Origin of the sequence: Shewanella holmiensis (genome assembly GCF_025370255.1) — a bacterium.
GTDB classification, from domain to species: domain Bacteria; phylum Pseudomonadota; class Gammaproteobacteria; order Enterobacterales; family Shewanellaceae; genus Shewanella; species Shewanella holmiensis.
This window is the reverse complement of record NZ_JAMTCD010000026.1, coordinates 1-20883: the sequence shown is the minus strand read 5'-3', so window position 1 is coordinate 20883 and position 20883 is coordinate 1. Positions and strand designations below refer to the sequence as shown.

16 protein-coding genes are annotated in these 20883 nt (G+C 41.0%); 3 read left to right on the top strand and 13 right to left on the bottom strand.

The window, feature by feature from the left end; translation table 11 throughout:
- Positions 1-12 precede the first annotated feature (12 nt).
- The 8 genes from nirD to htpX all read right to left on the bottom strand — a co-directional run bounded on the left by nirD (position 13) and on the right by htpX (position 10516).
- Positions 13-339 carry a nitrite reductase small subunit NirD gene (gene nirD, locus NE535_RS15975; protein WP_261299597.1) on the bottom strand — a complete coding sequence of 109 codons (327 nt, stop codon included), beginning with the start codon at positions 337-339 and terminating at the stop codon, positions 13-15.
- A complete protein-coding gene (gene nirB / locus NE535_RS15970) occupies positions 336-2942 on the bottom strand; it encodes a nitrite reductase large subunit NirB (RefSeq protein WP_261299596.1) in 2607 nt (868 codons plus the stop codon). Before nirB ends, nirD begins: the two co-directional genes overlap by 4 nt.
- A 225-nt stretch (positions 2943-3167) precedes the next feature.
- Complete coding sequence (locus NE535_RS15965; protein ID WP_261299595.1) at positions 3168-3827, bottom strand: ANTAR domain-containing response regulator; 660 nt, start codon at positions 3825-3827, stop codon at positions 3168-3170.
- Positions 3815-5011, bottom strand: coding sequence for a glycosyl transferase (locus NE535_RS15960; protein WP_261299594.1), 1197 nt, complete (start codon positions 5009-5011; stop codon positions 3815-3817). The genes NE535_RS15965 and NE535_RS15960 overlap by 13 nt, the downstream gene beginning before the upstream one ends.
- Positions 5004-5894: a uroporphyrinogen-III C-methyltransferase gene (cobA, locus tag NE535_RS15955; RefSeq protein WP_261299593.1), complete on the bottom strand. Its 891-nt coding sequence runs from the start codon at positions 5892-5894 to the stop codon at positions 5004-5006. The genes NE535_RS15960 and cobA overlap by 8 nt, the downstream gene beginning before the upstream one ends.
- Positions 5894-8707: a nitrate reductase gene (locus NE535_RS15950; protein WP_261299592.1), complete on the bottom strand. Its 2814-nt coding sequence runs from the start codon at positions 8705-8707 to the stop codon at positions 5894-5896. Before NE535_RS15950 ends, cobA begins: the two co-directional genes overlap by 1 nt.
- A gap of 290 nt (positions 8708-8997) precedes the next feature.
- Entirely contained in the window at positions 8998-9333 is a 336-nt protein-coding gene (cctA, locus tag NE535_RS15945; protein ID WP_261299591.1) for a tetraheme c-type cytochrome CctA, read from the bottom strand.
- Between the two features lie 319 nt (positions 9334-9652).
- Entirely contained in the window at positions 9653-10516 is an 864-nt protein-coding gene (gene htpX, locus NE535_RS15940) for a protease HtpX (RefSeq protein WP_261299590.1), read from the bottom strand.
- Positions 10517-10967: 451 nt separating this feature from the next.
- On the opposite strand from htpX, the gene pepE reads away from it, so the two are divergent.
- Positions 10968-11675, top strand: coding sequence for a dipeptidase PepE (gene pepE, locus NE535_RS15935; protein ID WP_261299589.1), 708 nt, complete (start codon positions 10968-10970; stop codon positions 11673-11675).
- 102 nt (positions 11676-11777) lie between these two features.
- Here the strand turns inward: pepE and NE535_RS15930 are convergent, their stop codons facing one another.
- Together NE535_RS15930 and NE535_RS15925 are read right to left on the bottom strand one after the other, a co-directional pair.
- Positions 11778-13289: an MATE family efflux transporter gene (locus tag NE535_RS15930; RefSeq protein ID WP_261299588.1), complete on the bottom strand. Its 1512-nt coding sequence runs from the start codon at positions 13287-13289 to the stop codon at positions 11778-11780.
- Positions 13290-13351: 62 nt separating this feature from the next.
- Entirely contained in the window at positions 13352-14200 is an 849-nt protein-coding gene (locus tag NE535_RS15925; RefSeq protein ID WP_261299587.1) for an ion transporter, read from the bottom strand.
- Between the two features lie 154 nt (positions 14201-14354).
- On the opposite strand from NE535_RS15925, the gene NE535_RS15920 reads away from it, so the two are divergent.
- Both NE535_RS15920 and NE535_RS15915 read left to right on the top strand, forming a co-directional pair.
- Complete coding sequence (locus tag NE535_RS15920) at positions 14355-14858, top strand: L,D-transpeptidase family protein (protein ID WP_261299586.1); 504 nt, start codon at positions 14355-14357, stop codon at positions 14856-14858.
- Positions 14859-14900: 42 nt separating this feature from the next.
- Complete coding sequence (locus NE535_RS15915; protein WP_261299585.1) at positions 14901-15464, top strand: VOC family protein; 564 nt, start codon at positions 14901-14903, stop codon at positions 15462-15464.
- 96 nt (positions 15465-15560) lie between these two features.
- On the opposite strand, the gene NE535_RS15910 is transcribed toward NE535_RS15915, so the two are convergent.
- From NE535_RS15910 to NE535_RS15900, 3 genes are all read right to left on the bottom strand, one after another.
- Positions 15561-16409 carry a M23 family metallopeptidase gene (locus NE535_RS15910; RefSeq protein ID WP_261299584.1) on the bottom strand — a complete coding sequence of 283 codons (849 nt, stop codon included), beginning with the start codon at positions 16407-16409 and terminating at the stop codon, positions 15561-15563.
- Positions 16410-16425: 16 nt separating this feature from the next.
- Complete coding sequence (locus NE535_RS15905; RefSeq protein WP_261299583.1) at positions 16426-17298, bottom strand: 6-carboxytetrahydropterin synthase; 873 nt, start codon at positions 17296-17298, stop codon at positions 16426-16428.
- A gap of 434 nt (positions 17299-17732) precedes the next feature.
- On the bottom strand, positions 17733-20198 hold the full coding sequence (locus NE535_RS15900) for a sensor domain-containing protein (protein WP_261299582.1): 2466 nt from the start codon (positions 20196-20198) through the stop codon (positions 17733-17735).
- Between the last annotated feature and the right edge of the window lie 685 nt (positions 20199-20883).

The following is a 20883-nucleotide window of genomic DNA, read 5'->3' as shown; positions in this document are numbered from 1 at the left end:
TTGATTCCTTCTTTATTCTTTGGCCATAACAAACACTTTGCCCAGCTCAGTTTTTATCGCAAACGGGCTAGCGACCAATTGCGAGTCTTCTAAACACACACCGGTTTTTAAACAGTAATGCTGTTTATATAAAGGCGATGCGACGCAAAGTTGACCTTCCATTTCACAAATTAATCCACGGGCGAGTAAACTCACGCCAGTTGCGGGGTCGATATTATCAATTGCAAATAAGCCATGCTTACCCAGATTAAAAATGGCCACGGCTTTTCCTGCTACCCAGGCCGCAACCCCTGTACCTTGAGGCAGACTTGTTTCATCACATACATTTACCCAACTCATACTAAGGCCTCCTCTGTGGCAGTTTCTTTTTCATCGGTGACATTTTTGATAGCAATCGTGCCTGCTCCTACATTTTTGCTTAATGCTGGAAAACGCTGATCTCTAATACGTTCATATGCATGCAATTCCTCCGCTGGCGCATCATTTGGGTTCACAAACTCATTAAATCGCGCTAAGAATGCAGGTCGTTCAAGACTGGTTTTCCACTCACATTGATAGCTGCCAACAATGTGATCCATTTGTTTTTCCAGCTCAGCATTTATCGCTAATGCATCGTCAACGACTATTGATTGCAAGTAAGGTAGCCCACCTTCTAGCGACTCCATCCAAGTAGATGTCCGCTGTAACTTGTCTGCGGTTTTGATGTAGAACATCAAAATTCTGTCTATGTACTTATACAAATCTTCGGTTGATAAATCGGTAGCAAATAAATCACCGTGGCGTGGTCGCATACCGCCATTACCAGCAACATATAAGTTCCAGCCTTTATCACTGGCTATTACGCCGATATCTTTGCTTTGCGCTTCTGCGCACTCTCGAGTACAACCTGATACCGCAAACTTAATTTTATGTGGACTGCGTAACCCCTTGTAACGGTTCTCTAAATCAATGGCTAAACCAACAGAATCTTGCACACCATAACGACACCATGTACTACCAACACAAGATTTAACCGTGCGTAATGATTTACCGTAAGCATGACCCGTTTCAAAACCAGCATCGATTAGCTTTCGCCAAATTTCAGGTAACTGCGATAGCTTGGCACCAAACATATCAATGCGCTGCCCACCGGTTATTTTGGTGTAAAGGTCATATTCTTGGGCAATTTCACCCATGGCAATTAACTTTTTAGGCGTGATTTCACCACCAGCAACACGGGGAACCACTGAATAGGTACCGTCTTTTTGCAAGTTGCCTAAATAGGCATCGTTGGTATCTTGCAGTTGGACATGACCTTTATCTTGATCTAATACATAGTGGTTTTTTAGGCTGGCAAAAATAGAGGCGGCAGCAGGTTTACAGATATCGCAACCATAATGATGGCCATCTGCTGAGGGTTTGCCATGCTGGCTAATTAAGGTTTCAAAATCATGAATGTCTTCTACTTGACAGATGTGGTACAAGCCTTGGCGATTATGATCAAAGTGAGCACAAATCCCAGTATTAAAATCTAAACCCTCAGCTTGCAAGGTTTGATCGATAATCTTTTGCACTAATGGAGCACAGCCACCACAACCAGATGCGGCACGCGTACAAGACTTAATTTCAGCCATTTTGTGATTGCCAGCTTTGACCGCTTCAACGATATCGCCTTTGGTCACCTGATGGCATGAACACACAATAGAGGTATCTTTTAGATCGGCGTCTGATTCAGCGCCTGCCAGTAGTAACTCCACCGCAGAGCCTTCAATTTCGTCTTGGGATAAATAAGTATCTAGCAAGCGGCTATAGTCACTGTTATCACCAATTAACACCGCACCTTTTAAAAACTTGCCGCTTTCATCAAACCACAGCTTTTTATAAATCCCCGCTTGGTTATCTGACAGTTCAACAAATTGGGCATTATCGAAGCCTCTGCTAGCACCAATAGCGGCAACATCAACCCCTAATAATTTCAGTTTGGTGCTCATATCTGCACCTTTAAAGGCCGTTGCTGCTGTGTCAGTCACAATTGAGGCAATATGTGAGGCTGCAACACGGGCCATTTGATAACCAGGCGCCACTAACCCAAAAATCTTTTGTTCCCATAAGGCGCACTCACCAATGGCATACACATCTGGTGCAGATGTTAAGCAGTAATCATCAATCACAATGCCACCGCGCTCGCCAATGTTGATGTTAGAGACTCTTGCTAATGCATCTTGGGGGCGGATCCCTGCTGAAAACACTATCATGTCGGTTTCAAGGTATGACTCATCACTGAAAGTCATGCGGTGCAATGCCGTTTCACCATCAATAATCGCTGTGGTGGCTTTTGAGGTATGAACACTAACACCTAGCTGTTCAATTTTACTGCACAGTAATTCACCGGCTTTATCATTTAGCTGAACGGGCATCAATTGTGGTGCAAATTCAACAACGTGGGTTTTTACACCCAACTGCTGCATGGCATTTGCTGCTTCTAAACCCAGCAATCCACCACCAACTACTACGCCAATTTTACTATTTTTAGCCGATGCTTGAATGGCTTCTAAATCTTCAATGGTTCGATACACTAGGCATTGAGCTCGGTCATTACCATTAATCGGCGGCACAAAAGGAAATGAGCCTGTAGATAACACTAAACGTTCATACTCATATACATCGCCTTGAGCGCTGGTTAGTGTTTTACTTGCTGTATCAATGGCGGTTATTTGGGTATTTAAGTGCAGCGTTATGCCCCAATCGGCATAATCTTGCGCACTGGTTAACATTAAAGAGTCAGCGCTATTAGTCTCAAAATATTTCGATAATTGCACTCTATCGTAGGCCGGACGAGGTTCTTCACCAAACACGTGCACATCAAACTGCTTATTTAGCCCTAGGCTACACAATTGTTCAATAAAGTGATGGCCGACCATGCCATTACCGACGACCATTAACTTGGGTTTTGTGACTGCCATTTTTAGGCTCCTTCATGCCATGGATGTAAAAAACAAAAAGGCGCTAACTCCACTTAAAGAGTTGGCGCCTTTGCCTAAATACAAACCAGATTTTAATTTACACTTTTAATGCTAATGATGTTATTGCAGGCAACATGCCACAAAACCCACCTAACAAATAAATATTTAACAACTTAAAAACAACGACTTAAACACCATCAATTTATACATCTACACTTACCATGATCACCTTACGTGCATTTGCACTGAAATGAGGCGCCCCGTTTCATGCACTGCTGAATCACGGGAAGATGGTTGAACCGTTTGTGACCTCATCAGAGCAATAATTTGTGCAGACATCTGCGCCATAGTGAGGCCTTTTTGCATAGCTTGTTGCTGAATAATTTGATGCGCTTTGTCTTCACTAAAACCTTGCTTCATCAAAAACACTTTGGCTTGAGCGATGAGTTTCAATTGCTTCATTTCATCGTCTAGTTTTTTAAATTCATTCAAGGAGTTGTTAGCCGTGATAAAACGCACTTTTGCTAAACTGACTATGTGGCTTAGCCTACTGGCCACCAAGTTTTCAGGTACAAAAGTCAGCCTGCCGCAGGTCAATAATTCAGTAAGTTGCTGTAAATCCCAATGGTTAGCATTGACAATAAACACGCTCGGCTTAACGCTTAAAGCGCGCAGTATAAAACTCTGCATAGGGTGTGCTAACGTATCGACCAAAACTAAAATAATGTCATAATTTGACTGCTGGTATGACTTTTCTGCTGCGCTAATTGAACCAATAATGTCGACTTCGCCCATTGAATTTAATACCGCCTGATACTGTTCCATGCGCTGAACTGCATCAGTAAATTTTAGGAAAGTTGTATCACATAAAATTAAACTGCGCATACTTCATCCTTATCATCCAAAAGTGCATCTACAAGGGAATATTTTGGCGACGTCTCCATAGGTTTAATAGGATGAGACGCAGCAAAAGAAAGCCTTTCAGACCACCATTGTTGAGCCAATAATAGGTTGTCTTTTACAACAACAGGCCTTGAGGATAATGCTTGCTGTAAACTTAACACTAAACATAAGGTCGCCTCTACGCTGCAGAGGGCTTGCTCAACCATGGAGCAGGTCATTTCATGAGCCAATATTGATGATTGAAAAGGTAAAATGGTGTGCCAAAGGTGTGCAAGACTCTTTGCAGACAATTCAGATTGGCCTACTTTTGCACCACTAAAGCCTTCCAATACCGTGGGTAAAGTAAATGAACTAAATTGCAGCGTGTCTGATGTTTTTTTGATGATACGCACATCAGTAGTGACACGGGGGTTAATCTCTGTTTCCCCCTGCAGCCCTTTAAAAATAGCAATCATCCCCGGTTGGTAATCGCCTTCAGCGAAGAGTATTTCTGCAATGCTTTGGTGCAAGTTATCTAACCCAGGATGAAAAAAACTGCGTAAACTGATTGCTCCATTGGTTGGGTTCATGCATCTTGATGCCGTTTGAATAAGACTTCGTAACCCAAGTTCTTGGTGCAATAAACGGCAATCATCAAGTACAGGGGCAAGATCCCCAGCGTGAACATACACAATACCGTCAGCTTGCAATGCTTTTTCTGCTTCGTCTGCGGTTTTAGCGCTGGAAATATTAAGCGCCTCAATACACGACTCAACATGACGCCGATGTGGTAATGCAAAACTATCACCATGCAACATCACCCTTAAACCTTTTGTGGCGAGCACCTTTGCCACCAGCAATAACCAGGGTAATTGCTCACGTTTCCCCGCATAAACAGGCCAATCGATATCAACCTGTATTGCTTGCCAACTTTCATCAATAGTGTGTTTTAATCCGCTCACTACTCCAGCAACTTCCGCTGCGGTCTCGCCTCTTACTCGCATTAGCATCATGGCACTGGCCATTTGAGCGTGAGTCACTTTACCTTTGGCGAATCCTTGGATAAGCAAACTTGATTCCGCGAACGTTAATGACCGAGCACCTTTTTCACCTTTTCCCAATGCCTTAATTAATAACCTAAAATCAAATTCTTCAAGGTGGGTTAACTCAAATACAGTTTTAGGCATAACGCACCTCATCCAAATATCCGTCACCTTGCAGATGGTCGATACGCTTATCGTTCCCATACTCAATGCCGGCTAATAGTTGGCTTAATTGCTGGCCCACTGCAACCACCTCACCAATGATAATCAAGGTCGGCCCAGAATCTTTAATGGTTAACGCATCTGCACTCATATTGGCAACGGTTGAATAGGTAATTAATTGATTAGGACGACCACCATTAGTGACAAAAGCAACTGGGAGTTTGGCAATGCATTTAGCTTCAATTAATCCTGATGAAATTGACGCAGCTTGCTCTTTACCCATGTAAAAAACTAAAGTTGATTGCGCCGCTAATAATGCTTGCCACTGATTAGGTGCGCTGGAATTATCCCCATCTGTCATTCTTGTACCTGTGATTAAGGTGACACTGCGCGCCATACCGCGAAAAGTTAACGGAATACCTGCACTTGATGCGCAGCCTAATGCAGCCGTTACACCAGCAAAAAACTGCGAACGAATGCCACGCTGCGCAAGGTATAAGGCCTCTTCACACCCTCGGCCAAAAATATGCGGATCACCACCTTTTAAACGTACGACTTTTAATCCTTGTCGCGCTAATGTTGCTAACAGCGCGTTAATATCATCTTGTTTGAAACTGGGTTGACCACATCGTTTACCCACAAAGTGCCGTTGGCATTGAGTGCTGACTAAGGTTAAGATTTCACTGCTAACCAGACTATCAAATACTAAAACCTCTGCTTGGGCCACAATGCGCGCAGCTTTAATGGTCATCAAGTCTAATTGACCGCAGCCAGCCCCCACAATGGCGACATCTCCAGCGTTAAAGGTCTCTATTTGACCGAATGTCACGGGGGGATAATTAATCATTGCGTCGACTATATTCATTAAGCAACATCCTCTTTAACAGGCTTAGCATATTCATGTTCAACTTTTAACTCATCCATTGCGGGGGCAAACGTTAACGCTTCTTGCCAATGTTTTTCAGCGCATTGCCTTACTTCACTATTACAACTGCCACACTTTCGGCCACAACCTAAGCTTGATTGCGTGGCATCTAATACCTGTTCAAATTGCACAGGCTTTGTGCCCTTAAGCAGTATTTGTTGATTAAATTGATTATTTAGCTCATCGCAGATATCAGCGTCGGTTATCCCAGTGCAACTACAGATAAGTGGGCTATTTCCGGCCTTAAGTTGTTGGTGTAATTTACTGAGTAACTTGGTGTCTAACGTTTGACCAATAAGCGCGTTCATCGCTTCTAACGCGATATGAACTGGTTGATTTGATAAAACTTTAAGTGCAACTAATCGACCATTACTTGTATTACATTGAATGTGTAGTTGCTGTTTTTTCAATAATATTGCACCAAGCATAACGGTCCATTGCAGCGAAAATGGTGACGCCTGATAAGCAAATCCATCTTGCTGATGAGCAAAACCGAGGTGATAACAAATCCCTGTTGTTAATGTTTGTGCAACCTGCCAAGTTAACCCTTGAGCCTGTGGATCATGATCACCAAATACAACGCCTTGCAAAGCTAGCTCAACAGGCAATAATCTTACTGGCTGACATTTAAAACCAGGTTGTTTTGACACAGGATCAAATCGACTATCAATAGCTTGATTAACCCCTTTGGTCAGTGAAAACTGCTCAGACCAATGCATAGACATATTGGCAAGATTAGTCGGTAAATCATCATCAACAAGCACGCGGGCAAGGCTGAATGATGAGCCAGTAGCGGATTGAATTTGTGCCAGCTCACCAGCAACTAATTTAAACGGTTTCAGCAACCTAGAATGTAAACTCAGCGTCGGCTCAGGCACATTTGCACGCAAACTAGCAATATGCCCTGTTCGGGTCATTGTATGCCACTGATCACGACTGCGACCACTATTGAGTAATAAGGTAAGCGGTTTTCGATGAAGTGAATTCACCTCATGATGATTTAGCGCCTCAAACGAATTTGCTGGTGCAATAAATTGCGCTTTACCACTGGAGGTTGAAAATTGCGCGTCAGCAAACACCCTTTGATGCTGTTGACCAATTTGTTGTTGGGTTGTCACAGGCCATTGTGTCGGAGGTAAAGTATCGTATTGTGCTTTTGTTAGCCCTGCCAAACCTCCTAGATTAAAGCGCTTATGCGGAAAAGCTTGATTAACAGTTTGGCTTAATAAAGCAAACTCTGAAAATATCGCGGCATTATTTGGGTAGTCAAAACCACTAAAACCCATATTAATTGCAACCTGAGACAGCGCCCACCAATCGGGTTTAGCCTGACCTTTAGGGGCAATAAATCCACGCTGACGAGTAATACATCTTTCACTGTTGGTCACAGTGCCGCATTTCTCTGACCAGCCCTGAGCAGGTAATAATACGTCAGCGAGTTTTGCCGTATCCGAGTCTGGGCTCACCTCAGACACCACCACAAAGGGGCAATCGGAAAGTGCTTGGGCAATTTTGTCACTTTCGGGTAAAGATACCACCGGATTGGTTCCCATTATCCAAATCGCTTTTATATTGCCCTTGGCGACTGCATCAAACATTTCTACAGCAGCTAACCCTGGCTTTGTAGCAACGTGACCACATTGCCAAAAGTCTGAGAGTAACGCTTGTTCTTGCTCAGAAAAACCCATATGGCTCGCCAATTGCGTTGCAAGACCTCCCACTTCGCGCCCTCCCATTGCATTTGGCTGTCCGGTTAACGAAAAGAATCCCGCACCTTCTTGGCCAACTTGCCCAAGAGCAAGATGACAATTAATGATGGCATTGGTGGTATCTGTGCCGATAACGGACTGGTTAACGCCCTGACACGAGGCCGTAAGCACTTTTTTAGATGAGCTAAATAAATGATAAAATTCGATGAGTTCAATTTTTGATACTCCCAGGGCGTCAGCAAGTGTGGCTAAACAGCCACTGACCCGTTGAGCATTATCAACAACGGTCTCAAAGCCTTCGGTATGGTTTTGAATGTATTTATGATTAAGGCAATGGTTATCAGCTAAGTAACCCAGTAACCCAACAAATAAACGTAAATCAGCACCAGGACAGACAGCAAGATGTAAATCTGCTTGCTTTGCCGTTGCGGTCGATATCGGATCTATCACCACTAATTTACAGCCATTGGTTTGTTTAGCGGCAAGAATACGCTGAAACAACACCGGATGAGTCCACGCCGTATTGGCACCGATTAACACGATCACTTCTGCTTGTTCAAAATCTTGATAGCATCCAGGCACCACATCTTCACCAAAGGCGCGTTGCATCGCGCTCACCGCAGATGACATACACAAGCGTGAATTGGTATCGACATTAGCGGTTTTTAAATAGCCTTTAGCAAATTTGTTGGCGACATAATAATCTTCTGTTAATAACTGACCAGACAAATACAGGGCGACAGAATCAGGGCCGTGTTGCTGTATTGTTTGTTGAAATTTGTCAGCAATTAATCGCGTTGCAGCATCCCAATCAAGTGGTTTACCCGATCTCAATTTGGGGTAACGTAAGGTATTAGGTTGCTCAAGACTAAGTAGAAGTTTTTCACCTTTAGCACATAAATGACCAAAGTTAGCAGGATGTGAACTATCGCCTTTCAGAGTCAATGATAGATTTGATTCAGCAAGTGTCTGTGATGAATAATGACTTATGGTCAGCCCACAACCCACGCCACAATATGCACAACTTGATTGAATATCCGCCATTTATACACCTATTTGTTCACCCATTAATTGCTTTTAATATCGCAAATTGCGTGCCAAATAGTTATCGAATTGAAATTTAAAGGGTTTTATCAATAGCGCAAGAAAAACGACTTACATTTGCGCAACACAAGTGCAAACCAGCGCACCAAATTTGCGCATCTTATTGAAATAAAACAAATTTAAGTACCACTTTAGAGGTATGCCGTGTTCAAGGGAGTAAATGGCTTTACCCTAAAAAAGACAATGCTGACATGATAGTCAGCATTGTCGTTGTTTAAACTTGCTTGGTATTATTTAGCGATACGACCATCATCATGGCAAGCTTCACAAGTCGGTTTATCACCAACATTTACATCATGTACCGCGTGGCAATCTGCGCACATCAACATACCTTCATGGGGCTTATGGTTATCATCCATTTCGGCTAACGAACCATGGCAGCTTTGACATTGTTCAAACTCATATGCACCATCTGCTGAGGGTTCTTCATTAGCATGGCAACTTTCACAGCCATTCATACCGGCATGATAATCTGCTAGGTTTTCACCAGCGGCCAATGCCCCGCCTGAAAATACGAACGTCATTAGACAAGCAGCAAAGATTGCGTATAAGTATTGATTTTTCATATCACTCCCCCTTAAACCAAGGGATAAACTTGACTAAAAATGATGACGCTCATTTTCACACTCATTATTATCCTTGGCATTCTTATTTTAAAAGCTAATCGTATTGTTCTAAGCTTAGCAGCATCATTTAAAATGTGACCAACTTAGCGCCAATGAGTTAATCCATAATCTGTAAACAAGGATCCACACTATAACAACACTTTAGCATGCTGATAAACCCAGAAGTGAGAACTAACTCAATTAGCGCCACATTTAATAAAGCAAAAAAAACTGGAGCTCAAGGCTCCAGTTTTAATATGACAAAATCAACCAATTGGATTTAGCTATTTTTCAATGCTGCAATACGTTTTTCTAATGGTGGGTGACTCATTAAAAACTCAGCCATTGAACGTTTACCATTAATACCTAAAGCTGACATTTGCGCTGGCATTGCTCCTGTTTCAGGACCTTGCTTTAATCGCTCAAGCGCAGCAATCATTTTGTTCTTGCCCGCTAAGCGCGCTGCACCTTCATCGGCTCTGAACTCACGAATACGAGAGAAGTAAGCTACGATCATCGACGCTAAAATACCGAACAACATATCTAATACGAATACGACGCCCATATAAGCAAACGTACCTAAACCTTCGCCGTCTTCGCTATTGCTTGAAACCACATTATTAATAATGCCAGCAACAACCCGCGCCGCAAAAATAACAAAGGTATTTACCACACCTTGAATTAAGGTCAAAGTTACCATGTCACCGTTAGCAACGTGGCTAACTTCATGTGCCAATACGCCTTCAATTTCATCCTGGGTCATGCCATATAGCAAACCAGAACTTACCGCTACCAATGAATTATTCTTGCTTGGGCCAGTCGCAAATGCATTCATTTCAGGTGATTGGTAAATTGCCACTTCTGGCATTTTTATCCCTGCTTGTTCAGCTTGGCGCGCAACGGTTTCAACTAACCAGCGTTCAGTATTATCACGAGGATGTGTGATGACTTCACAACCCATTGTTTTCTTTGCCATCCATTTTGAAATGGCTAAACTAATAAATGCGCCACCAAAACCAAAAATGGCAGCAAATACTAATAATCCACTCATCGTAGAAGTGTTCACTCCTAGAATAGACATTACAATTGAGGCCACTAGCAAAATTGCCATGTTGGTCGCAATTAACAAAAAGATACGCTTCATTTTAGCTCCTGTGTTGGCAACATTGCCGATATCAAAACATTCTACAGACATATTATGTCCGATTAAACGATTTTCAAGGTTTAGAAGATTAAATTTGATTTAATCTATCGAACCGCCTTATTTTGATGCAAATTCTAGGTAGCAATACTTAATTGAAACTTAAAACACTATCAAAGAGCTAACCATCTGTAAATTAGCTAAATTATGATAATAAACTCAGTTAACTTTTTGGGTTTAATAACGTGTTAAAGTAAGGTGTAAATGTTAATTTATGATCCAGTCAATACCGCTAAATCCAGACAGAAAAGACATAAAGCATTGAATTAATCGGAAGAGATTACATATTTCGAAATAATTAACAGGCATTTGGGGTAGCCAGTACCTTGGGATCAAGAACTTTGTTAATATTAATTTAATTGAGTGTCATTCCCCAAGTTTAAAAGGATCTTTCATGTCAGCTAACGCCTTACTATTAAGCGCTTCTAGAGTAGGTAATACGCCTTATTTACAACACGCACTTGAGTTTATAAAACCATTATGTGCTGATGCGCGTAAGTGGATTTTTATTCCTTATGCAGGCGTCGGCATGAGTAATGACCAATATCTTGAAAAAGTCCGTATCGGGTTATCCTCTCTAGCAATTACCATTAATGGTATTCATGAGTTTGACGATCCTAAGCAAGCGATTAAAGATGCTGATGGCATTCTTATTGGGGGTGGCAACACATTTCAATTAATCAATGAACTTTACCGTTACGATCTTATCCACCTGATTAGAGAACAAGTAAATCTAGGTAAACCTTATGTAGGCTGGAGCGCAGGTTCAAACATTGCTGGATTATCTATTCGAACCACTAATGATATGCCCATTATTGAGCCCCCCTCATTTGCGGCAATTGGCTTAGTTCCTTTTCAGATCAATCCCCATTACAGTAATTATCAAGCTCCAGGGCATAATGGTGAAACCCGCGCACAACGCTTATATGAATTTACTCAAGTCGATCCTTTAACCCCCATCATCGCCATTCAGGAAGGGAGCGCCCTAAAACTTCAAGACAGTAAATTAACCTTAGTGGGTGACAAATTAGGATACTTATTCCATGGCGAGCAACAGGAAATAGAGATTAATGCAGGCAGTGATTTAAGCCACTACCTATAAAAAGCGATAACTAGTTTAAAAAACCTATGAATTAAAAAGCCCATCTTAAATAAGATCGGCTTTTTCAATCGCATAACCTCAACAGTTGATGGTTAGTCTGGTTTATTTTCGATGGCGTTGTGCCGAAGTCTTAGGTGTTATTTCAGCCTCAGCAATTTGCTTACATAAAGGCTCGTCATCTAACTGAGCCATTTGCGCACACGCTGAAGATAAAGGCGAAGAGGTCGCAATATTCTGTGGCTGTGCCTCATCCTGTTGCGTAAATACCTGTGCTGATAATTCAGCTTTAGCCGTATGCGAAAGTTTTTCCACAAGTCGATAAGCAACAATTACCCCGGCGACACCAAAAATGATAGCTCCTATCACTTGACCAATAAGTACCCCATAAACCTGACCCCATTGCGCGCCGAAATAAACAAATGGGATGGTCCCTAAAGTTGCTTTACCCACATTAAAGAATGTTGAATATTTGGCTTTCCCTAAATTATTAAATGATGCGTTGGCAACAAAAAGCATACCGGAGAAAATAAAGAACACTGCAATATACTGGCAGAAAAAAAGGATGACCTCGGCAGCATTACCCGTCATATCAAAAGCGCTAACAATCTGGTGTCGAAGTAGAAATAAAATCAGCGACACACTCAACACATATATGACACAAAATTGAATGGCTTTATTTAAGCTTTGCTTCACGCGGTCAAATTCATTGGCTCCAAAATTCTGCCCGACTATAGGACCTATAGCTCCCGATAAGGCAAATATCATCCCAAAGCTTACAGGGATCAACCTGCCTAGCACAGCCCAGCCAGCAACATAACTATCGCCAAAGTCGGCAATTGCTCGGGTTACCACAGCATTACCAATAGGCGTGGCAATGTTAGTCAGCATGGCTGGGCCTGCTATAGCAAAAATGGCCGGTAAATCATGCTTGAACTCATCAAAACTAAATTTGCCCACCAGTTGATGTTTAACGACTGCGCCGTGCCCAGCAATAAACAATACCGCAAAACGAGCCAGCACAGATGCCGTTGCTGCGCCTTCGATACCCATTGCAAAAACGAAAATAAAAATGGGATCCAAAACCGCGTTAACGCCACCACCGGCTAAGGTCGACATCATCGACAACTTGGCATCACCAACGGCTCTCAGCGCACCGCCTAATGCCATCGCAAGGCAAATCACCGGAAGTGATGGCACTAGAATATATAAATAACTTTGAGCCAGTTCAGCTGTGTAACCAGAAGCGCCTACCAAAGTGAGTAACTCAGGAATAAAACTGAGCACCAGCAAGGCAACTAGTACGCTAACAATAAAAGTCACAACGGCACAATTTAAAAATAGGCGTTTGGCTTGAATGCTGTTTTTAGCCCCAACCGCCCGAGACACTAATGCGCCAAGGGCAATAGACAAACCAATGCCAATGGAAGTGGTAAAAAACGAAATGGTGCCAGCATATCCAACTGCGGCGGTGAGTTCGTGTTCACCTAATAAACTTAAAAAGAAGATATCTAATAGATCAACGACAAACAGAGCTGAAATGCCCACAGCTGCAGTCGAACTCATGACTAATATATGGCGTAAAATAGGGCCTTCAACAAACTTGGCTGTTGTCATGAATATCCTTTATATAAATAAGATGAGATAAGATAAATTATCGCGATTAATACTAACTGACCTTATGGACGAGTTAAGGAATCAAGGGTTTCTAGCTCGCTGCCGCAGTGATTACAAAATTGCGCATCATTATCATGGCCTTTCTTGCCACAATTACTGCATTTTCTTAAATCACGCACTTTTACCATTTCATGCGAAATTTCAGCGGTTAAGATACCTGTTGGTATGGCAATAATGGAGTAGCCGATTAACATTGTCAGCGCCGCTATTGCCTGACCTAAAGGCGTTTGTGGCGTAATATCGCCGTAACCTACAGTGGTAATTGTCACAATAGTCCAGTACATAGATTTAGGAATCGAACTGAACCCGTTATTTGGCCCTTCGATGACATACATTACTACGCTCAATACCAAAATGATCAAACTAACAGAAAAGAAAAACATAAAGACTTTACGACTTGATTGCAGCATGGCTTTTAACAACAGATTTCCATCGGCAAGAAAGCGCAAAAGCTTTAACACTCTAAAGACCCTAAATAATCGTAATACTCTGATTGCAAGTGCAAAATTAGCAGCCGGAAAGATCAATGCCAGATAGCTAGGCAAAATTGACAGTAAATCGACAATACCGAAAAAGCTGCGGGCATAATGGAAACGGTTTTGAGAGCAGTATAAGCGCAGTACATATTCAAGGGTAAATATAACAGTAAACATCCACTCACCAATGAGAAATAACTCCCCATATGCGTGGTGTAAACTATCGATAGTATCCAAACATATCAATATAATACTGGCAACAATAGAGACAAGCAGTGCAATATCAAATGCTTTCCCCTCAGGGGTGTCAGTACCAAAAATGATGGTACGCAAACGCTGTTTTAAAGGCGACTCTTCAATGTTTTTTACGTTCATATCCTATTAACTCAAATCCCTAAAAAGATATTTAACTTAACCATACCATTTACAAACGGATGACGTTAAAATCATTTCAAATTGCACATTAGACTTTCCAAAAATCTTAATGGCAAACCTAAAAATATAATAAAATTCATTATACGGAGATATCATGCACTTGCGTTATTGGTTTTTCATCCTCAGCATTGTATGCCCTTTTACCGCCAGTGCCTCGTCAGCTCAGTCCCATACTAAAGTCGATTTAGTGATAGTGAATAAATCAGAATCACGCATGTCAGTGATGCGTGATGGCAAAGTAATAAAAACCTATGTGATTGCCATGGGAGATGCGCCCAAAGGCCATAAACTTAGAGAAGGCGACCAACGTACACCACAAGGTCGGTACGTGCTGGATTATAAAAAGTCAGACAGCGCATTTTACCGTTCAATACACATCTCTTACCCTAATGATGAAGACAAATTACGTGCCCAAGCATTAGGTATTAGCCCTGGTGGAATGATTATGATCCACGGCCAAAATCCGCGTTCATCGTTATCACCAGAAGAAGCACAAAAATATAACTGGACCAACGGCTGTATTGCGGTGACTAATAAAGAAATGGATGAATTGTGGCGCATGATAGATGAAGGCACACCAATCGAAATTTGGCCATAAACAATAGACAATTTAAGCTAGATTATCACCATTGGACAATCTATGAATTACCAGACTTTACAACATACTTGGGCAGACTTTAGTTTACAGATCCAAGCTTTTATCAAACAACTAGGTTTAGATAATCTAGCTTTGGATTGCGATCATAGCGCACTGCGAGTTAATAATAATCAACTCGCACAATTACTCGCCGAGGAGTTCAGTCAACACGGTCAGGTTATTTCTAACAATATGATCAATGGGCGGCCGATTTTAATCATTAAATTAACTGATCCATTAATGCTGGGCGACACGCAAATTGAATGTGTTGAACTGCCCTTCCCCTCTGATAAAACTTACCCTATTGAAGGCTGGGAACATGTAGAATTAGTGTTGCCATCGACTGCGCAAACCTGTGATGAATTAGCCAATGAGTTAATTGCCAAGGTGCCACAACTCGCACAGGTCATTGCGGGTAAAACAGATATAAAAGTGAAACAAAGCTCGCCAAAAGGGAATAATGAACGTTTAGCCAATCCAACCATCGCGTTTAAAGCATATGGAATTTGTGTGAAAGTGCACCCTCACAATATTCAAAAAATCATCAAAAGTGAGCAAGCAACCTAATCAAATGCAGTTATTGAGATATGGACAAATAATAAGGAGAACATATATGTTCTCCTTTTTTACGGTTTATCATTGGCAACTTGAAGCCAACAAAACCTATTTTGTTGGCCTTTTTTCAGCGGCTAATACACTCGACATAGCTGGCACAATTGATACAGGATCTAAACGCATCTGAAACCAGTTCAACCGCCAATCTAAATGAGGGCCTGTGACTCGACCTGTAGCACCAATTTCAGCCAATTTCTGACCTTGAATAACTTTGTCCCCCACTTTGGGGTACAGTTTACTTAAATGTAAAAAGGTAGAGCTAACACCATAACCGTGATCAATTATCAAGGTGCCGCCAGAATAAAACATATCTGCCACGGCTAAGGTAATCACACCATCCGCTGGTGCGACAACAACCGTGCCAGTTGGCCTTGCCACATCAACACCAAAATGAGGATTGCCAGGTACATCGTTATACACACGCTGACTGCCGTATACTCCAGAAATACGTCCGGTAACAGGCCAAATAAAATCCTGCATGAAAGCATCATTTTCAATAAAAGTGCTTCGAGCTGCGCGGGTTTGCTTAGCATCTTCCGCCGCACGCTTTTGCGCAACAGGATCAGGTTTCATAATTTTGGTGCTAATACCTGTAACACGATCGATTTTGTATTCGCGAGCAGTAACATTTAGCGGCTTAAGTTCAGTCATCCCAGTAGGGTAGATAACTTCAAACATTTGCTCGGCTTTGGCATCACGATCAAAACCGATGGCAAACTGCCCTTTTGCGGTCACTTTAACAGGCTCGCCATTGAGTGTAATCTGACTCCCAATAGGCACGGTTCCTCTGACTAAAGCCCCCTGCTCAAATTTACCTTCAAACGTCACTTCAGCAGCTGCTGAAGAAATAAACAACAATCCCCAAAATGTGCCAAAAACTGCAGAATACAATCTCATGTTCAATGAATTCCTTTTAACCTCTGACCGCTATCGCGCCTTTTCCAATGCCCTCATAGGCAATCACTTTAAAATGACTCTCAGGTACTTTAGCAGCTAAGGTAATTGCCATATACTCAGCAAGTAGCTCCACTGTAGTGTCGTGCGGAATGATATCGCAACAAACTTTTGGCATCGCCAACTGAAAGTCACCTTGTGGCGCTATATAGTGAAAACCATAATGGGATTCATCATTAATATTAGATTGCTTAGACAATTGCAGCTCAGTAACGGACACTAAATCCTCTTGCGTCCCCAAATAAGCATCTCGCCAACGATTAGCCCAGTATTCATCCCATTTAGGCTCAGCAATTCCATTTTCAAATACTGTGACAGGACTGCGATGACCATGCGCAATGCGTTGACAATTGCCATCATGCTTTCGCAAACCATGGCTGTAATGATAATAAGGTGTGGTAAGTACTTCATTACGTAATGTTAAGCTAATACCTTGTACATTTTCAGGTAATGCTTCACGCAATGCTTTTTGCAAAAAATCATTCACACTTTCAAAATCAATCACCTCTGTGGGGATCAAGGCAAACGCTTGTGAAGGGCAAGCTAAGTGGATATCACCTTTTTGGCTAGCAAAATCCATCCATACTCTATCCCCTTGCTGTTGCCATCTAACTTGGCTACACGCAGTCGGGATCAATAAGCGATGATCGGCAACATCATCAATGGTATTTTTGATGGTCTTTTTTACTTTAGAGAAGTCCAGTACCATATTTTGCTCGTCTAACCCCCCATCAAGCAAAACATCGACAATCCAGCTTTCTCCAACCATGCCGCGGATCGGGCACAGATAAGAAAAATCAATTACAGTTAAATCTTTTACAAACAGTTGCATTAAAGCTCCTAGGTAGAAAAACAGTCCACCTCAGTGTTATTTACTCCCAATTAGCAAATGGCCAATGAGATAAGATCAACATTCTAAACAAAACTAAGCCCATGAGCGAGCATAAAAGATAATTGTAGAAAGCATGACTGATTTTATCTTGATATGAATGACACTGAGAGTTGTTGATCTTTGCGAGTTAAGTTTTGTTATCGTTAAAAACGTGTTGATTGAGGCAAATGAAGAGATGCCTTGTGAAAAAGCCATTCAACATGTAATAAAACGATTTACAGAACTCTTCAGGCAGCATTTGTTGGTCACTTAAATGTGTTATCCACCTTTTAAGCCAAATTTCAGCACCACAAAGCCTTTGCTTGGTAAAATAGCCAACAGCTTGCGGCAATAATAACGCTAAAAATTGACGGACCTAATAATCAAATCATAAATTAAGTAGGTCTTATAGGAAGCAAGAATTCGTTAACTTCTTCGGCTAATTTGGGTTTACTGTACAAATAACCTTGAGCTAAATCGCAATTATTTTGCAATAAAAAATCTGCTTGTTGCTGGGTTTCAACCCCTTCAGCGATCACTTGTAAGTTCAATGCATGTCCTAATGCAATAACAGCTTTGGCAATTGCACTATTATTTGAATCAAATGGAATGTTCTTAACGAAAGATTGATCAATTTTTAAGGTATCTAATGGCAATTTTTTCAAATAAGTTAATGATGAATAGCCAGTACCAAAATCATCAATACTAATTGAAATCCCCATAGCGGATAGCTGCTTCAAATCTTTAATAACAGCAACTTGATTCGTCATCATACAGGACTCTGTCACTTCAATATCAAGGTGCTTAGCTGGCAGTCCTGTCGTTAAAAGAATATCTCTAACCTTATCAACAAAATCACTTTTTTGAAGTTGTAAACTGGCAACATTCACCGATATCCGGCTGAACTGTAATCCTTGTGTCAACCAATTTACTCCCTGAGTACAGGCGGCTTGCAAGACCCATAAACCTATATCATTTATCAAGCCAATTTTTTCAGCTAAGGGAATAAAATCGGCAGGTGATATCTGGCCAAGCTTTGGATCGTACCAACGGATCAGTGCTTCAAAACCATTTATTTGACCTGACGCAAGATGTATTTTAGGTTGATAAACGAGATAAAAATCATTATTTATAATGGCTTGATGCAAAGCTGATTGGAGTTTTAATTGTTCTGCAGCTTCAGCGGTCATGCCTTCTGTATAAAAAGCATAACCATTTCGTCCTTGAGCTTTTGCTTTATGCATTGCTGCGTCGACATTTCGTAATAATGCATCAGCATCAAGACCATCATTAGGATAAAGAGAGATCCCGATACTCGCAGTAAGCCTTATTGGTTGGGTATTATCAATAATAAATGGACGCTCAAATACCCTTCTTAAATGACTAATGCTTGAGAAAACAGATTCTGTACCTGTGATTGAAGGCAAAAGCACGACAAATTCGTCACTTCCAAGACGCGCTAACACATCAAACTCAGATAATGCGTATGACAATCTTTTGCTCAACTCGACAATAATTTCGTCACCAGCTAAATGCCCTAAACTTTCATTAATATGCTTAAATAAATCGATATCAATACACAAAATTGCTAGCTGTTTTTTCCCCCGAAAAGCATGGCTAATTTCTTGTTCAAGATAGGAAACAAATCGCATTCTGTTGGGTAAACCAGTAAGCGGGTCAACATAAGCTAGATTTTTAAGCTTTTCTTCTGTTTGCTTCAATAATGAAATATCAGCAAATACACCGACAAAAAACTTAACACAATTATCTTCATCATAAACGGCACTGAGTGTAATAGTTTGAGGAAATACAGTACCATTTTTACGACGATTCCAAATCTCGCCATGCCACTTTCCATTAACTAAAAGTGTGTTCCACATTTTTGAAAAAAAGGCCTTACTATGACGTCCAGAACTTAATACACTCGGTTTTTTTCCCAAAACCTCGCTTAACTCATAACCTGTAATTTGTGTGAACGCTTGATTCACATCACGAATAACACCATATTTATCAGTTACAAGCACCCCTTCGACAGCATTTTCAAAGACGCAGGCAGCCAACATTAACTGCTCTTCAGCCGCTTTATGCTTGGCTATATCACGCGTAAAACCGAGCACTCCAGCAAGTTCTCCTTTGTGATATATTGGCGACTTAAGGGTCTCTAACCAGGCTTTATTGCTCGATAAATCGAAATCCTCACACTCAGCAACAATAACACTTCTTCCCGCCTGAATAGCTTGACTATCCCCATCAATAAATAAATCTGCAACTTCATGGTCATAAAGTTGGTGATCTGTTTTACCTATAACTTCATGGTTAGATTTATGCCAAGCTTTTTCAGCACTTTGGTTAGCGTAAATATATCTTCCTTGAGTGTCTTTTATCCAAAATATTTCTTCAAAGGAATTCATTAGATCTGAAATGGTAATATTTGAGGATTTATGATTCTTATTTGTAAGGGTCTTTGATAAATCAGTTTTAAATTGATTAACTAATAAGTTAAATAAAGCGAGATTAGATTCAGAATTATCATTGGTTGCAAGTATCGCAAAATCATGATTTATAGCATTTTTAGGTTTGTCTAAAATTTCAAAGTGTGTGAATTTAATTGATTCATCTAAAAGCAAATTATTATCACAAGTCAAACTTTTCTTATTAATAACTATAGGTAAATATTTCAAACAATATTCAGCTTGTTCAGAAGACAAGGTATGCAAAGAAAGTAATGGAGGAATATTTATGTCTTCATCATTTATACACATAACAATGTGCGCTTTGGTTAAAGACTGAAGCTGCAAGAACTGCGCATGCCAAGATTTAACTAATTGAACAACACGGTCGTCAGTTTGAGAAGCAGTCATCAGATTTAAAGCAGCGTATGAAGTAATGAGGTCATAAGTATAAATTATTCAGATAAAAGCTGATGAATAAAAACGTGATGCCGAGCCCATTTCTCATAAACGAATAAGTAATAAATGATAACCATATAATTTAATTGGGTAAATTATAATAGCGGGTTCTATTACATTATGTTCATACTTATCAGCAACTGATTATTATCAATGCAAAATATTAAAAAACGCATAACCGTTAGAGTGAGAACGCGAATACTTTTAGCTCAATTAGTGGGAGTTTATTAAACGAATATCTACCGTATAGACGCGGTTGTTAAGCAATCATGGATGATTTCACGGCGTTTCGTTTTGATAAATTTTCACGATTTGTATAAAATCCAATCACTCATGCGGTAGCCCTAGGATAACCGTCTGTCATCAGAACAACGGGGTTGATACTCTCTTTACGAGATATTAGGCGCCTGGAAATGACCTATTCTCACGTGGGCATCTCGGCCACACTATCAATGACAAATATTTGGTATAATTTTTCGACACAAAACAAAAAGGCCACTCTTTAGAGTAGCCTTACTGTTTTATTAGGCACCTGGAAATGACCTACTCTCACATGGGCATATCGGCCACACTACTTTTATGCTCAAGTTTCGGACGTAAAAAAGCCCGTTACGTTAGTAACGGGCTTGATACTCTC

Bases quoted from the DNA above. Each gene is read 5' to 3' on its own strand.
- NE535_RS15915 (WP_261299585.1), top strand. From the start codon at position 14,901: ATGAATTACCAGACTTTACAACATACTTGGGCAGACTTTAGTTTACAG.
- nirD (WP_261299597.1), bottom strand. From the start codon at position 339: ATGAGTTGGGTAAATGTATGTGATGAAACAAGTCTGCCTCAAGGTACA.
- NE535_RS15910 (WP_261299584.1), bottom strand. From the start codon at position 16,409: ATGAGATTGTATTCTGCAGTTTTTGGCACATTTTGGGGATTGTTGTTT.
- cobA (WP_261299593.1), bottom strand. From the start codon at position 5,894: ATGAATATAGTCGACGCAATGATTAATTATCCCCCCGTGACATTCGGT.
- pepE (WP_261299589.1), top strand. From the start codon at position 10,968: ATGTCAGCTAACGCCTTACTATTAAGCGCTTCTAGAGTAGGTAATACG.
- cctA (WP_261299591.1), bottom strand. From the start codon at position 9,333: ATGAAAAATCAATACTTATACGCAATCTTTGCTGCTTGTCTAATGACG.
- NE535_RS15920 (WP_261299586.1), top strand. From the start codon at position 14,355: ATGCACTTGCGTTATTGGTTTTTCATCCTCAGCATTGTATGCCCTTTT.
- NE535_RS15925 (WP_261299587.1), bottom strand. From the start codon at position 14,200: ATGAACGTAAAAAACATTGAAGAGTCGCCTTTAAAACAGCGTTTGCGT.
- nirB (WP_261299596.1), bottom strand. From the start codon at position 2,942: ATGGCAGTCACAAAACCCAAGTTAATGGTCGTCGGTAATGGCATGGTC.
- NE535_RS15930 (WP_261299588.1), bottom strand. From the start codon at position 13,289: ATGACAACAGCCAAGTTTGTTGAAGGCCCTATTTTACGCCATATATTA.
- NE535_RS15900 (WP_261299582.1), bottom strand. From the start codon at position 20,198: ATGACTGCTTCTCAAACTGACGACCGTGTTGTTCAATTAGTTAAATCT.
- NE535_RS15950 (WP_261299592.1), bottom strand. From the start codon at position 8,707: ATGGCGGATATTCAATCAAGTTGTGCATATTGTGGCGTGGGTTGTGGG.
- NE535_RS15960 (WP_261299594.1), bottom strand. From the start codon at position 5,011: ATGCCTAAAACTGTATTTGAGTTAACCCACCTTGAAGAATTTGATTTT.
- NE535_RS15965 (WP_261299595.1), bottom strand. From the start codon at position 3,827: ATGCGCAGTTTAATTTTATGTGATACAACTTTCCTAAAATTTACTGAT.
- NE535_RS15905 (WP_261299583.1), bottom strand. From the start codon at position 17,298: ATGCAACTGTTTGTAAAAGATTTAACTGTAATTGATTTTTCTTATCTG.
- htpX (WP_261299590.1), bottom strand. From the start codon at position 10,516: ATGAAGCGTATCTTTTTGTTAATTGCGACCAACATGGCAATTTTGCTA.